Origin of the sequence: Streptomyces smaragdinus, from assembly GCF_009604385.1 — a bacterium.
Classification (GTDB): Bacteria; Actinomycetota; Actinomycetes; order Streptomycetales; family Streptomycetaceae; genus Streptomyces; species Streptomyces smaragdinus.
This window is the reverse complement of sequence record NZ_WEGJ01000006.1, coordinates 105,045-117,333: the sequence shown is the minus strand read 5'-3', so window position 1 is coordinate 117,333 and position 12,289 is coordinate 105,045. Positions and strand designations below refer to the sequence as shown.

Genomic DNA, 12,289 nt, shown 5'->3' with positions numbered 1-12,289 from the left:
GCGTATCCACTTAGGCGGCCCTAAGTGACGCAGCGCACCAAAGGTGATCCACACCCCGCTTGTCCCCCGGCCGTGAATTACGCAACAATGGCGTTGTGAAAACTCCGCGTGAGCGCCCGCAGGGACAGGACGAGGCGGCCGTGACGGCTGCCGGCCCCGCGCTGCCCGTGAACGCTGCCCCGCCCGCCGAGCACGGCACGCGGAACAAGGTCGCCCGCTCCATCCTCGACCACGGCCCCTCCACGGCCGCTGCCCTCGCCGAGCGCCTGGGCCTGACCCAGGCCGCCGTCCGCCGGCATCTGGACACCCTCGTCGCCGAGAGCGTGGTGGAGGCCCGCCAGCAGCGGGTCTACGGCTCGCGCGGCCGCGGCCGCCCCGCCAAGGTCTTCGCGCTCACCGACTTCGGCCGGGACGCCTTCGACCAGGCCTACGACGAGCTGGCCGCCGACGCCCTGCGCTGGATCTCGCACTGCGCCGGCGGCGGGGAGCGGGGTGAGGCGGCCGTCGCCGACTTCGCCCGCGCCCGGGTCGCCGGCCAGGCCGAGAAGTACGCCGCCGAGCTGGCCGGCGTCCCGCCGCAGGAGCGGGCGAAGGCGCTGGCCAAGGCCCTGTCCGACGACGGGTACGCTGCTACGGCGCGAAGCGCCCCCGGCGCCCCCGGCGAACAGCTCTGCCAGCACCACTGCCCGGTGGCCCACACCGCCGAGCAGTTCCCGCAGCTCTGCGAGGCCGAGACGGAAGTCTTCTCGCAGCTGCTCGGCACCCATGTGCAGCGTCTCGCCACCATCGCCCACGGTGACGGCGTCTGCACCACATTCGTCCCGCACGCGGGAAGCACGCCACCAACCACCAGCAAGGCCGGGAGGAACCCCGCATGACTGCGCCCACAGAGACCACTCACCCGGAGCTCGACGGGCTCGGCACGTACGAGTACGGCTGGGCCGACTCCGACGCGGCCGGCGCGGCCGCGAAGCGTGGCCTGTCCGAGGCCGTCGTCCGGGACATCTCCGCGAAGAAGAACGAGCCCGAGTGGATGCTGAAGCTCCGCCTGAAGGGCCTGCGCCTCTTCGGCAAGAAGCCCATGCCGAACTGGGGCTCCGACCTCTCCGGCATCGACTTCGACAACATCAAGTACTTCGTCCGCTCCACGGAGAAGCAGGCCCAGTCCTGGGAGGACCTGCCCGAGGACATCAAGAACACGTACGACAAGCTCGGCATCCCCGAGGCGGAGAAGCAGCGCCTGGTCGCCGGTGTCGCGGCGCAGTACGAGTCGGAGGTCGTCTACCACCAGATCCGCGAGGACCTGGAGGAGCAGGGCGTCATCTTCCTGGACACCGACACCGCGCTCAAGGAGCACCCGGAGCTCTTCAAGGAGTACTTCGGCACGGTCATCCCGGCCGGCGACAACAAGTTCGCCTCGCTGAACACCGCGGTGTGGTCCGGCGGCTCCTTCATCTACGTGCCGAAGGGCGTGCACGTCGAGATCCCGCTCCAGGCCTACTTCCGGATCAACACCGAGAACATGGGCCAGTTCGAGCGGACGCTGATCATCGTCGACGAGGACGCCTACGTCCACTACGTCGAGGGCTGTACGGCGCCGATCTACCAGTCGGACTCGCTGCACTCCGCGGTGGTCGAGATCATCGTGAAGAAGGGCGCCCGCTGCCGCTACACGACCATCCAGAACTGGTCGAACAACGTCTACAACCTGGTCACCAAGCGCGCCGTCGCCTACGAGGGCGCCACCATGGAGTGGATCGACGGCAACATCGGCTCCAAGGTCACCATGAAGTACCCGGCCGTGTATCTGATGGGCGAGCACGCCAAGGGCGAGACCCTGTCGATCGCCTTCGCCGGCGAGGGGCAGCACCAGGACGCCGGTTCCAAGATGGTCCACATGGCGCCGAACACCTCGTCCAACATCGTGTCGAAGTCGGTGGCCCGCGGCGGCGGCCGGACCTCGTACCGCGGTCTGGTCGAGATCGGCGAGGGTGCCGCCGGATCCAAGTCGAACGTGCTGTGCGACGCGCTGCTCGTCGACACGATCTCCCGCTCCGACACCTACCCGTACGTCGACGTCCGCGAGGACGACGTGACGATGGGCCACGAGGCGACGGTCTCCAAGGTCTCCGACGACCAGCTGTTCTATCTGATGCAGCGCGGCATGACCGAGTTCGAGGCGATGGCGATGATCGTCCGCGGCTTCGTCGAGCCGATCGCCAAGGAACTGCCGATGGAGTACGCGCTGGAGCTCAACCGGCTGATCGAGCTGCAGATGGAAGGTGCCGTCGGCTAGTCCGCTCCGCTGAGGAATGAAGCCGAAGGAAACCGGGGGCTCCGCCCCCGGACCCCGTCCAACAGAGTGGCTCCGCAGCGAGCGGGGGCGACAGCGATAAAGCAGAAAGTGAGCACGACGACAGCTATGTCAGAGGCCAAGATCCCGGCCGGGTCAACCGCCGCCGGAACCATCGCGGTGGCCGCCGAGTCCACCGTCGCCACCCGGATGAGCGCACCGCCCTCCTTCGACGTGGCGGACTTCCCCGTGCCCCACGGCCGCGAGGAGGAGTGGCGCTTCACGCCGCTGGAGCGGCTGAAGGGCCTGCACGACGGCTCGGCGACCGCCGACGGTTCGATGAAGGTGGAGGTGGACGCCCCCGAGGGCGTCACCGTCGAGTCCGTCGGCCGCGACGACGCCCGGCTCGGCAAGGCCGGTACGCCCGTCGACCGGGTCGCCGCCCAGGCGTACTCCGCGTTCGAGAAGGCCACGGTCATCTCCGTGCCGAAGGAGGCCGTGCTCGCCGAGCCGCTGCGGATCCGGCTGCAGGGCGAGGGCGGGACGACCTACGGCCACACGGTGTTCGACATCGGCGCCTTCGCCGAGGTCGCGATCGTCATCGACCACACCGGCGACGCCGTCCGCGCCGCGAACGTCGACTTCCTGATCGGCGACGGCGCCAAGGTCACCTTCGTGTCCGTCCAGGACTGGGCCGACACCGCCGTCCACTGCTCCCAGCACAACGCGCTGATCGGCCGGGACGCCTCGTTCAAGTCCGTCGTCGTCACCTTCGGCGGCGACGCGGTCCGTATCCACCCGCGCGTGAACTACGCGGGCCCCGGCGGCGAGGCCGAGCTCTACGGCCTGTACTTCACCGACGCCGGCCAGCACCAGGAGCACCGGCTGTTCGTCGACCACGAGGCGCCGAACTGCCGCTCCCACGTCACGTACAAGGGCGCCCTGCAGGGCCAGGACGCGCACGCGGTGTGGATCGGCGACGTACTGATCCAGAAGACCGCCGAGGGCACCGACACCTACGAGCTCAACCGCAATCTGGTGCTCACCGACGGCGCCCGCGTCGACTCCGTGCCGAACCTGGAGATCGAGACCGGCGAGATCGTCGGCGCCGGCCACGCCTCGGCGACCGGCCGCTTCGACGACGAGCAGCTCTTCTATCTGATGGCTCGCGGCATCCCCGCCGACGAGGCCCGCCGTCTCGTCGTGCGCGGCTTCTTCGCCGAGCTGGTCCAGGAGATCGGCATCGACGACATCGAGGAGCGCCTCATCGCGCGGATCGAGACCGAGCTGGGGGCCGCGGCCGCATGAGCTCCTACGTCAAGGTCTGCACGCTCGCCGAGCTCGAGGAGGACACCCCGAAGCGGGTGGAGCTCGGTGACACGCCGGTCTCCGTCGTGCGCACGGAGGGCGAGGTGTTCGCCGTTTACGACATCTGCTCCCACGCGAACGTCTCCCTCTCGGAGGGCGAGGTGGAGGACTGCCAGATCGAGTGCTGGCTGCACGGCTCCCGCTTCGACCTGCGTACCGGAAAGCCGTCCGGGCTGCCCGCGACGCGCCCCGTCCCCGTATACCCCGTAAAGATCGATGGGGACGATGTGCTCGTCTCCCTCACCCAGGAGTCCTGAAGCACATGGCAACGCTTGAAATCCGCGACCTGCACGTCTCCGTCGAGGGCGAGAACGGCCCCAAGGAGATCCTCAAGGGCGTCGACCTGACCGTGAAGCAGGGCGAGACCCACGCCATCATGGGTCCCAACGGCTCCGGCAAGTCCACCCTCGCGTACTCCGTCGCCGGTCACCCCAAGTACACCGTCACCGGCGGCTCGGTGACGCTGGACGGCGAGGACCTGCTGGACATGGCCGTCGACGAGCGGGCCCGCGCCGGCCTCTTCCTCGCCATGCAGTACCCGGTCGAGGTCCCCGGGGTCACCGTCTCCAACTTCCTGCGCACCTCCGCCACCGCCGTCCGCGGCGAGGCCCCCAAGCTGCGGACCTGGGTGAAGGAGGTCAAGGAGGCCATGGCCCGGCTGTCCATGGACCCCGCCTTCGCCGAGCGCAACGTCAACGAGGGCTTCTCCGGCGGCGAGAAGAAGCGCCACGAGATCCTGCAGCTGGAGCTCCTCAAGCCGAAGATCGCGATCCTCGACGAGACCGACTCCGGTCTGGACGTCGACGCGCTGCGCATCGTCTCCGAGGGCGTCAACCGCGTCCGCGACAGCGGCGAGGTCGGCACCCTGCTGATCACGCACTACACCCGCATCCTGCGCTACATCAAGCCCGACCACGTGCACGTCTTCGCCGGCGGCCGGATCGTCGAGTCCGGCGGCGCCGAGCTCGCGGACAAGCTGGAGGAGGAGGGCTACGCGGCCTATGTGAAGGGCGGTACCCCTCAGTGACACACCAGCCCGTCGCCTCCCCGTACGACGTCGAGGCGATCCGCAAGGACTTCCCCGTCCTGGACCGCGTGGTCCATGACGGGAAGCGGCTCGTCTATCTGGACAACGCCGCGACCTCGCAGAAGCCGCGCCAGGTGCTCGACGCGCTCAGCTCCTACTACGAGCGGCACAACGCCAACGTGCACCGCGGCGTCCACGTCCTCGCCGAGGAGGCCACGGCGCTGTACGAGGGCGCCCGCGACAAGGTCGCCGCGTTCGTCAACGCGCCCAGCCGCGACGAGGTGATATTCACCAAGAACGCCTCGGAGTCGCTGAATCTGGTCGCCAACATGCTCGGCTGGGCCGACGAGCCCTACCGGGTGGACCACGACACCGAGATCGTCATCACGGAGATGGAGCACCACTCCAACATCGTCCCGTGGCAGCTGCTCGCGCAGCGCACCGGCGCGAAGCTGAAGTGGTTCGGCCTCACCGACGACGGCCGCCTCGACCTGTCGAACATCGAGGAGATCATCACCGAGAAGACCAAGGTCGTCTCGTTCGTGCTGGTCTCCAACATCCTCGGCACCGTGAACCCGGTCGAGGCCATCGTGCGCCGCGCCCAGCAGGTCGGCGCACTGGTCGTCGTCGACGCCTCGCAGGCCGCCCCGCACATGCCGCTGGACGTCCAGGCGCTGGAGGCCGACTTCGTCGCCTTCACCGGGCACAAGATGTGCGGTCCGACCGGCATCGGCGTGCTCTGGGGCCGCCAGGAGCTGCTGGAGGACCTGCCCCCGTTCCTCGGCGGCGGCGAGATGATCGAGACGGTGTCCATGCACTCCTCGACGTACGCGCCCGCCCCGCACAAGTTCGAGGCCGGGACCCCGCCGATCGCCCAGGCGGTCGGGCTCGGGGCGGCCGTGGACTATCTGTCCGCGATCGGCATGGACAAGATCCTCGCGCACGAGCACGCGATCACCGAGTACGCGGTGCGCCGGCTGCAGGAGGTCCCCGACCTGCGCATCATCGGCCCGACGACGGCCGAGGACCGCGGTGCCGCGATCTCCTTCACCCTCGGTGACATCCATCCGCACGACGTCGGCCAGGTGCTGGACGAGCAGGGCATCGCGGTCCGGGTGGGCCACCACTGCGCCCGGCCGGTCTGCCTGCGGTACGGAATTCCTGCGACCACGCGGGCGTCGTTCTATCTGTACTCCACTCCGGCCGAGGTCGACGCGCTGATCGAGGGGCTGGAGTACGTGCGGAACTTCTTCGGCTAGAGGGATGGTCACGACGTGAAGCTCGATTCGATGTACCAGGACGTCATCCTGGACCACTACAAGCACCCGCACGGCCGGGGCTTGCGGGACGGCGACGCCGAGGTGCACCACGTCAATCCGACGTGCGGCGACGAGATCACCCTGCGGGTGAAGCTCGACGGCGACCGCATCGAGGACGTCTCGTACGAGGGTCAGGGCTGCTCCATCAGCCAGGCCAGCGCCTCCGTGCTGAACGAGCTGCTGGTGGGCAAGGACATCGCCGAGGCGCAGCGGATCCAGGGCGTGTTCCTGGAGCTGATGCAGTCGAAGGGGAAGATCCAGCCCGACGACGCGATGGAGGAGGTGCTGGAGGACGCGGTCGTGTTCGCCGGCGTCTCGAAGTACCCGGCGCGGGTCAAGTGCGCGCTGCTGAGCTGGATGGCATGGAAGGACGCGACCGCGCAGGCGGTCGGCGCGATCAAGGAGACCACCGTATGAGCGAGACGGCCGCCGTCGCCGAGCCGGCGAGCGAGGAAGAGATCCGCGAGGCCCTCTACGACGTGGTCGACCCCGAGCTGGGTATCGACGTCGTGAACCTCGGACTGATCTACGGCATCCACGTCGACGACGGCAACGTCGCGACGCTGGACATGACGCTGACGTCGGCGGCGTGTCCGCTGACGGACGTCATCGAGGACCAGGCGAAGTCCGCCACCGAGGGCATCGTGAACGATCTGCGGATCAACTGGGTCTGGATGCCGCCGTGGGGCCCGGACAAGATCACGGACGAGGGCCGCGAGCAGCTGCGGGCGCTCGGCTTCAACGTCTGACCGAGGCGGATACGGCGACGGGCCGGACACGCGGGATACCGCGTGTCCGGCCCGTCGTGCGTTCGCGGCCGGGGCGCTCCGGTCAGGCGTGCCGGCCGGGGGCACCGCCGTAGGGGTACGGGGGGTCCTGGGGCGGCGCCGCGGCCACCCCCGCCGCCTCCAGCAGCGCGGGGGCCAGGCCCTCCGTGCGGATCCGGCGGTCGACGTACAGCACGCCGATGACCAGCTGCATGAAGGCATTCACGAACACGCTGGCGATCATCGACACGGCCATGACGAGCAGCATCAGGAGGAGCACCACGACCAGACCCGCCTCCGCGGAGTCGGACGTGCCCAGTCCGATGCCCGCGAGCGGCAGGATGATCTGCAGCGGGATCTGGACGACCTGCGAGGCCACCGACGCGATCAGATAGCCCAGCAGCATGATCCCGAAGATCCGCCACCACGACCCGCGCACCAGCTGCGCCGACCGCCGCAGCGCCGTCACCGGCGACGCCGCCTCGAGCACCACGGCCACCGGCCCCATGGACAGCCGGATGCCCATCCACACCGCGTACCCCAGCGCGCCGAGCCCCAGCAGGATGCCGAGGAGCACGACCAGGCCCACGCTGCTCTGGCCGACCGTCGCCGCCAGGATCACGATCACCACGACGGCGGCGATCACCGGCACCATGACGATCAGCCCCGTGAGCAGCGCGGTGCCCACGCAGGCCCACGCCCGGGAGTGCGCGCGCCGCCAGGCCTCGCGGACGGTGAGCCGCTGGCCCACGACCGACGGCTCCAGCAGGACGTACACCAGCGCGGTCAGGACCCCGGTGATGTAGAGGACGAGCACGATGAAGAGGAGCCACAGCAGGATGCCGACGGCGACGGCGGCGCCGACGGAGGTGCCGTCGGGGGAGAACGTCTCCTGGTCGACCATCTCGTCGACGGCGCTCTTGAAGATCAGATAGCCGGTGCCGGCGACCACGCCCATGAGCACCAGCAGACCGCCGTACAGCGCGCTGCCGACCGCGAGCAGATGCGTCCAGCAGCGGCCCAGCGTGCCGAAGGCGCCGCCGAGTATCTTGCCCAGATCCAGCGGCGGCCCCAGGGGTATGACCCCCGGCTTCGGCGGCAGCGGCGGCATCCAGCCGAAGCCTCCCGGCGGCACCCCGCCGTAGGGCGGCACACCCTGTCCGTACGGCGGCGGCCCCTGAGGTCCCCACCCCGCATCGTGCGACACGATCTCTCCTTCCCCCCGCCGGCTTTCGTCGTCGGCTACCATAACCGGCCCTCCGGCGCCCCGACGAGGGCGTATCGCCCTGCCGTCCATGACATGTACGCAGGGATCGCGTCCGTGGCGTTCCGTGACCTGTCCGCCGTCCCGCGCGGGGAGGAGCTTCCGGACCGGCTGCGTGAACCCGGAAGGGGACATCGGGGAAGAGGGGGTGGAAGGTACCACCCGCCCACCACCCGACGGGGGATCCGTGACCCAGACGCCGCCACCCGAGCCCGCCGGTGCGGGACCGCCCGACGACGACGCCGTGACCGTCCGGGAGTCGCTGGAGCGGCCCGAAGTCTTCGCCCGGCTCTACGACCGGTACGCCGCCGGCGTCCACCGGTACGCCGCCCGCCGGCTCGGCGACGGGCCCGCCGACGACATCACCGCCGAGACGTTCCTGATCGCCTTCCGGTCCCGGGGCCGCTACGACCACACCCGCGCCGGCGCCCGGCCGTGGCTCTTCGGCATCGCCGGCAACCTCATCGGCAAGCACCGCCGCGCGGAGGTACGGGCGCTGCGGGCGCTGGCCCGCACCGGCGTCGACCCGGTCGCCGAATCGTGGGCGGACGCCGCCGACGAGCGGGTCACCGCGCAGGCCGCGAGGCAGGCGCTGGCCGGGGCGCTCGCCGGGCTCGCGGCCAGGGACCGGCACGTCCTGCTGCTGGTCGCCTGGGCGGACCTCAGCTACCAGGAGGTCGCCGAGGCCCTCGGCGTCCCCGTCGGCACCGTCCGCTCCCGTCTCCACCGCGCCCGCCGCCGGGTGCGCGCCGCACTCGGCCCCGACCCGCTGCGGGCCGCCGACCTCCGAGAGGCCACGTCCCATGGATGAGCTCACGCTCGTACGAGAACTGCGCACCGAAGCCCCCGACCCCACCCCCGCCAAGCTGGCCGCCGGCCGCCGCGCCCTCACGGCCGTCACGGCCCGCCGCCCCCGCCGGGCGGTGGACCGGCGGATCACCGTGCCCGCCGTCGTCGCCGCCGTGACCGCGGTCGCCGTGGCCGTATCGCTCCTCGTGAGCGGCACCCCGAGGACCGCGGAAGCCCCCCTGCGGGCCGCCCCCCGCCTCACACCGGCCGAGCTCCTGCACCGGGCGGCCGCCGCGGCCGAGCGGCAGACCGTGGCCGAGCCCCGGGCCGACCAGTGGATCTACACCCTCAGGACCGAACGCAACCGGACGCTCGGCACCGCGACGGCACGCGACGAGCAGTGGCGGGCCTACCCCGGGACCGACGAGATCCCCGGCCTCGGCGACAGCTACTCGGCCCGGGACCGGTGGGCCTTCGACGCCACCCTGCCGGACGATCCGCGGGCCGTCCTCTCCCGCGTACGCGCCTTCCTCGGCCCGGACAACATGCCCGGCACCGGTGACGACCCCGCGGCGGGCCAGACGCCGGAGGAGACGGACGTACACAGTTACCGGGCCGTCACGTATCTGATCTGCTCCCGCCTCCCCGACCCCGCCGGCCAGGCGAAGCTGCTGCGGGCCCTGGCCGCCGTCCCCGGCCTGACGGTGACGGACCGCCCGGTGCGGGACGCGGCCGGCCGCCCCGCCGTCGCCCTCGGCCGCGACGACCCGGGCACCGAGGGAGGGCGACTGGAGATGCTGCTGGACCCGGGGACGTACCGGCTGCTCGGCGTCCGTACGGTGGCCACGGAACCCCTGAGGATCAGGGACGGCCGCACGCTGGGCACCGGCGCCGTCCTCATGGAGACCGCGTTCCTGCGCACCGCCGTCGTCGACGCCGACCACGAGCGCCCCTGACCGGCGAAACCCGGGGGCCGGTCCGCGCACGGGGACGGACCGCCCCCCGGACCACCCCCCCGGACCGCCCCCGGGCTGTCCGGGTCCTGACACGGTTCGACCCACCCGCCGCATGCCGGATAGCGTCTGCCGTATGACCGACGCACCAGCCACCGGCGCCGCAGCCGCCGGACTCGCCACCGTCACCCCCGACGGCACCGTCCTCGACACCTGGTTCCCCGCCCCGGAGCTCGTCGCCGACCCCGGCCCCGCCGGCACCGAGCGGCTCACCCCGGAGCGCGCCGCCGGGCTCCTCGGCGAGGCCGCCCTGAAGGCCCTGGGCGCCGACCCGCGCCGCGGCGTCGAGGTCGTCGCCGTCCGTACGGTGATCGCGAGCCTGGCGGAGAAGCCGGCCGACACCCACGACACGTATCTGCGGCTGCACCTGCTCAGCCACCGCCTGGTCCGGCCGCACGGGCTGAGCCTCGACGGGATGTTCGGCCTGCTGGCCAACGTGGCCTGGACGAGCCTCGGCCCCGTGGCGGTCGACACGCTCGAGCAGGTCCGGCTGAACGCCCGCGCGGAGGGCCTGCATCTGCAGGTCACGTCCGTGGACAAGTTCCCCCGGATGACCGACTACGTCGCCCCGGCGGGCGTCCGCATCGGCGACGCCGACCGGGTGCGCCTGGGCGCGCACCTCGCGGCCGGCACGACGGTGATGCACGAGGGCTTCGTCAACTTCAACGCCGGCACCCTGGGCACGTCCATGGTCGAGGGCCGGATCTCCGCGGGCGTCGTCGTCGGCGACGGCTCCGACATCGGCGGCGGCGCCTCGATCATGGGCACCCTGTCGGGCGGCGGCAAGCAGACCGTCTCCATCGGCGAGCGGTGTCTGCTGGGCGCGGAGGCGGGCATCGGCATCTCGCTGGGCGACGACTGCGTCGTCGAGGCCGGCCTGTACGTGACGGCCGGCACCCGGGTCACCCTCCCCGACGGGGAGATCGTCAAGGCCCTCGACCTCTCGGGCGCCCACAACCTCCTCTTCCGCCGCAACTCCACCACCGGACGGGTGGAGGCCCTGCAGCGCACGGGCTCGTGGGGCGGACTGAACGAGGCGCTGCACAGCCACAACTGACCCGCCCCGGCGCGGCGGCGGAGACGGTCCGCCGATCCGCCGCCGCCGGGCCAACTCACCGTCACCCGACCGGCGTTCACCCGGGCCTCAAGTCCATGCACCGGCCACACAATTGATCGCCGTTGTGCCTAGTCAGGTCCCCGGTCCCGGAGCTAAGCTCCGTTCGATCGCTCACGATCTGCTGTGATCAGGACTGACAACTTCGCGCTGCCGCAGGCCACTTATCCGTGGTCCGCTCCGGCGCGCCTGCCCTCCGGGAGGCGTTGAGGTGACAGACATGGACTCGGTGTTCGCCGAGACCGATGACATGAGGCAAGACCTCGGGGAGCGGTCGTCGTACGGCGAGCCCGAGCAGCTGGCGAAGCTGGCCCGCCGGCTCGAGGAATCCCGGCATCTGCGGGCCCGGCCCGCGGTCCAGGCGTTCCTCGAGGACATCCGCACCTTCACCCCCGGCAGCCGGCTCCGGCACACCAAGGAGCACATCAACACGCGCCGGGACAACCACATCTTCTCGCTCTTCAACGCCTCGTACTTCCCGCGCCTGTCGCTGGACTACCTGACGTACGACACGCTGCCGACCGACCCGCACCTCGCCGAGCGCTACGCGAGCAACACGATGCCGGTCACCATCAGCGGCCGGTCCGAGGGCTTCGGCTCCCGCGTCGTCGTGGCCCTCTTCCCGGAGAACCACATCGACGGCATCCAGGAGCCGGACGACCTGATCTTCTACTTCATCGACAAGTTCGTCGAACGGCACCAGCGGATCACCCAGAAGATGATCGCCGCCGTGACGGCCCCGGGCAGCTTCCCCACCCTGCTGGGCGCGACGTCCGAAGAGGTCGAGCAGGCGTCGTCCTGGTGGGTGCGGCTGCACGAGTACCACCACCGGCAGGGCGACATGCCGATCCCCGACTTCCTCCCCGCCAAGAAGGCCAAACCGCTGGCCGGACTGGAGGAGCTGCGCGTCGACGTCTCCGGCATCCTGGTCCTGCTCGAGGACGGCAAACTCCCGCAGGTGGAGGCGCGCCGCGCCTACGAGTTCATCCTCGCCGAGCGGCTGCTGCGCTACGCGGTCGAAGGCATCCCGCGGCCGAATTACGACGCGGTGGCCTCGCAGCTGCTCTTCAACTATCTCGCCCGGCACGACGGCATCCGTATCGAGTCGGGAATGATCCGGCTGGGCCGCCGGATCAACGAGATCCTGGCCGCGTTCCTCGCCGAGATCCAGGACATCGAGCGCCGGATCCACGAGGAACCCGTGGCATCGGTGCAGAAGCGGCTGCTCGAATTCACCAATCTGTACACGGATTACGATCCGGTGGCCCGCGATTACCGCCACATCCCCTTCTTTGCCGAGGTCAAGGCAAAGCTGGGCGTCTAGTACACCATCCC

At 70.7% G+C, this 12,289-nt stretch carries 13 protein-coding genes; 12 read left to right on the top strand and 1 reads right to left on the bottom strand.

The features are described from left to right. Positions 1–95: 95 nt before the first annotated feature. From SRB5_RS12535 to SRB5_RS12500, 8 genes are all read left to right on the top strand, one after another. On the top strand, positions 96–878 hold the full coding sequence (locus SRB5_RS12535) for a helix-turn-helix transcriptional regulator (RefSeq protein WP_407703911.1): 783 nt from the start codon (positions 96–98) through the stop codon (positions 876–878). Next, positions 875–2,296, top strand: a complete 1,422-nt coding sequence (sufB, locus tag SRB5_RS12530) for a Fe-S cluster assembly protein SufB (protein WP_153451884.1) — start codon at positions 875–877, stop codon at positions 2,294–2,296. The genes SRB5_RS12535 and sufB overlap by 4 nt, the downstream gene beginning before the upstream one ends. A gap of 126 nt (positions 2,297–2,422) precedes the next feature. Beyond that, positions 2,423–3,601: a Fe-S cluster assembly protein SufD gene (gene sufD, locus SRB5_RS12525; RefSeq protein ID WP_153451883.1), complete on the top strand. Its 1,179-nt coding sequence runs from the start codon at positions 2,423–2,425 to the stop codon at positions 3,599–3,601. After that, positions 3,598–3,918, top strand: coding sequence for a non-heme iron oxygenase ferredoxin subunit (locus tag SRB5_RS12520; protein ID WP_153451881.1), 321 nt, complete (start codon positions 3,598–3,600; stop codon positions 3,916–3,918). Before sufD ends, SRB5_RS12520 begins: the two co-directional genes overlap by 4 nt. A gap of 5 nt (positions 3,919–3,923) precedes the next feature. Continuing rightward, on the top strand, positions 3,924–4,688 hold the full coding sequence (gene sufC, locus SRB5_RS12515; RefSeq protein WP_153451879.1) for a Fe-S cluster assembly ATPase SufC: 765 nt from the start codon (positions 3,924–3,926) through the stop codon (positions 4,686–4,688). Beyond that, the gene (locus SRB5_RS12510) at positions 4,685–5,947 is read left to right on the top strand and encodes a cysteine desulfurase (protein ID WP_323377810.1); all 1,263 of its coding nucleotides are present in this window, start codon (positions 4,685–4,687) and stop codon (positions 5,945–5,947) included. Before sufC ends, SRB5_RS12510 begins: the two co-directional genes overlap by 4 nt. 15 nt (positions 5,948–5,962) lie before the next feature. Continuing rightward, positions 5,963–6,424 (top strand): Fe-S cluster assembly sulfur transfer protein SufU, encoded by a 462-nt coding sequence (gene sufU, locus SRB5_RS12505; RefSeq protein WP_323377809.1) that lies wholly within the window; start codon positions 5,963–5,965, stop codon positions 6,422–6,424. After that, positions 6,421–6,756 (top strand): metal-sulfur cluster assembly factor, encoded by a 336-nt coding sequence (locus SRB5_RS12500; protein WP_153451878.1) that lies wholly within the window; start codon positions 6,421–6,423, stop codon positions 6,754–6,756. The genes sufU and SRB5_RS12500 overlap by 4 nt, the downstream gene beginning before the upstream one ends. A gap of 82 nt (positions 6,757–6,838) precedes the next feature. Here SRB5_RS12500 and SRB5_RS12495 read toward each other — a convergent pair whose 3' ends face one another. Beyond that, complete coding sequence (locus SRB5_RS12495; RefSeq protein ID WP_153451876.1) at positions 6,839–7,981, bottom strand: DUF7544 domain-containing protein; 1,143 nt, start codon at positions 7,979–7,981, stop codon at positions 6,839–6,841. 244 nt (positions 7,982–8,225) lie between these two features. On the opposite strand from SRB5_RS12495, the gene SRB5_RS12490 reads away from it, so the two are divergent. The 4 genes from SRB5_RS12490 (at position 8,226) to SRB5_RS12475 (ending at position 12,278) form a co-directional block, all read left to right on the top strand. After that, positions 8,226–8,849 carry an RNA polymerase sigma factor gene (locus SRB5_RS12490; protein ID WP_323377808.1) on the top strand — a complete coding sequence of 208 codons (624 nt, stop codon included), beginning with the start codon at positions 8,226–8,228 and terminating at the stop codon, positions 8,847–8,849. Beyond that, positions 8,842–9,783 (top strand): CU044_5270 family protein, encoded by a 942-nt coding sequence (locus SRB5_RS12485; protein WP_153451873.1) that lies wholly within the window; start codon positions 8,842–8,844, stop codon positions 9,781–9,783. The genes SRB5_RS12490 and SRB5_RS12485 overlap by 8 nt, the downstream gene beginning before the upstream one ends. Before the next feature lie 133 nt (positions 9,784–9,916). After that, a complete protein-coding gene (gene dapD / locus SRB5_RS12480; protein ID WP_153451871.1) occupies positions 9,917–10,897 on the top strand; it encodes a 2,3,4,5-tetrahydropyridine-2,6-dicarboxylate N-succinyltransferase in 981 nt (326 codons plus the stop codon). Positions 10,898–11,174: 277 nt separating this feature from the next. Further along, positions 11,175–12,278 (top strand): DUF6421 family protein, encoded by a 1,104-nt coding sequence (locus SRB5_RS12475; RefSeq protein WP_153451869.1) that lies wholly within the window; start codon positions 11,175–11,177, stop codon positions 12,276–12,278. The last annotated feature ends 11 nt before the right edge of the window (positions 12,279–12,289 follow it).

Coding starts and splice junctions, on each gene's coding strand:
- sufB (WP_153451884.1), top strand. CDS start 875: ATGACTGCGCCCACAGAGACCACTCACCCGGAGCTCGACGGGCTCGGC.
- sufD (WP_153451883.1), top strand. CDS start 2,423: ATGTCAGAGGCCAAGATCCCGGCCGGGTCAACCGCCGCCGGAACCATC.
- SRB5_RS12520 (WP_153451881.1), top strand. CDS start 3,598: ATGAGCTCCTACGTCAAGGTCTGCACGCTCGCCGAGCTCGAGGAGGAC.
- sufC (WP_153451879.1), top strand. CDS start 3,924: ATGGCAACGCTTGAAATCCGCGACCTGCACGTCTCCGTCGAGGGCGAG.
- SRB5_RS12500 (WP_153451878.1), top strand. CDS start 6,421: ATGAGCGAGACGGCCGCCGTCGCCGAGCCGGCGAGCGAGGAAGAGATC.
- SRB5_RS12485 (WP_153451873.1), top strand. CDS start 8,842: ATGGATGAGCTCACGCTCGTACGAGAACTGCGCACCGAAGCCCCCGAC.
- dapD (WP_153451871.1), top strand. CDS start 9,917: ATGACCGACGCACCAGCCACCGGCGCCGCAGCCGCCGGACTCGCCACC.
- SRB5_RS12475 (WP_153451869.1), top strand. CDS start 11,175: ATGGACTCGGTGTTCGCCGAGACCGATGACATGAGGCAAGACCTCGGG.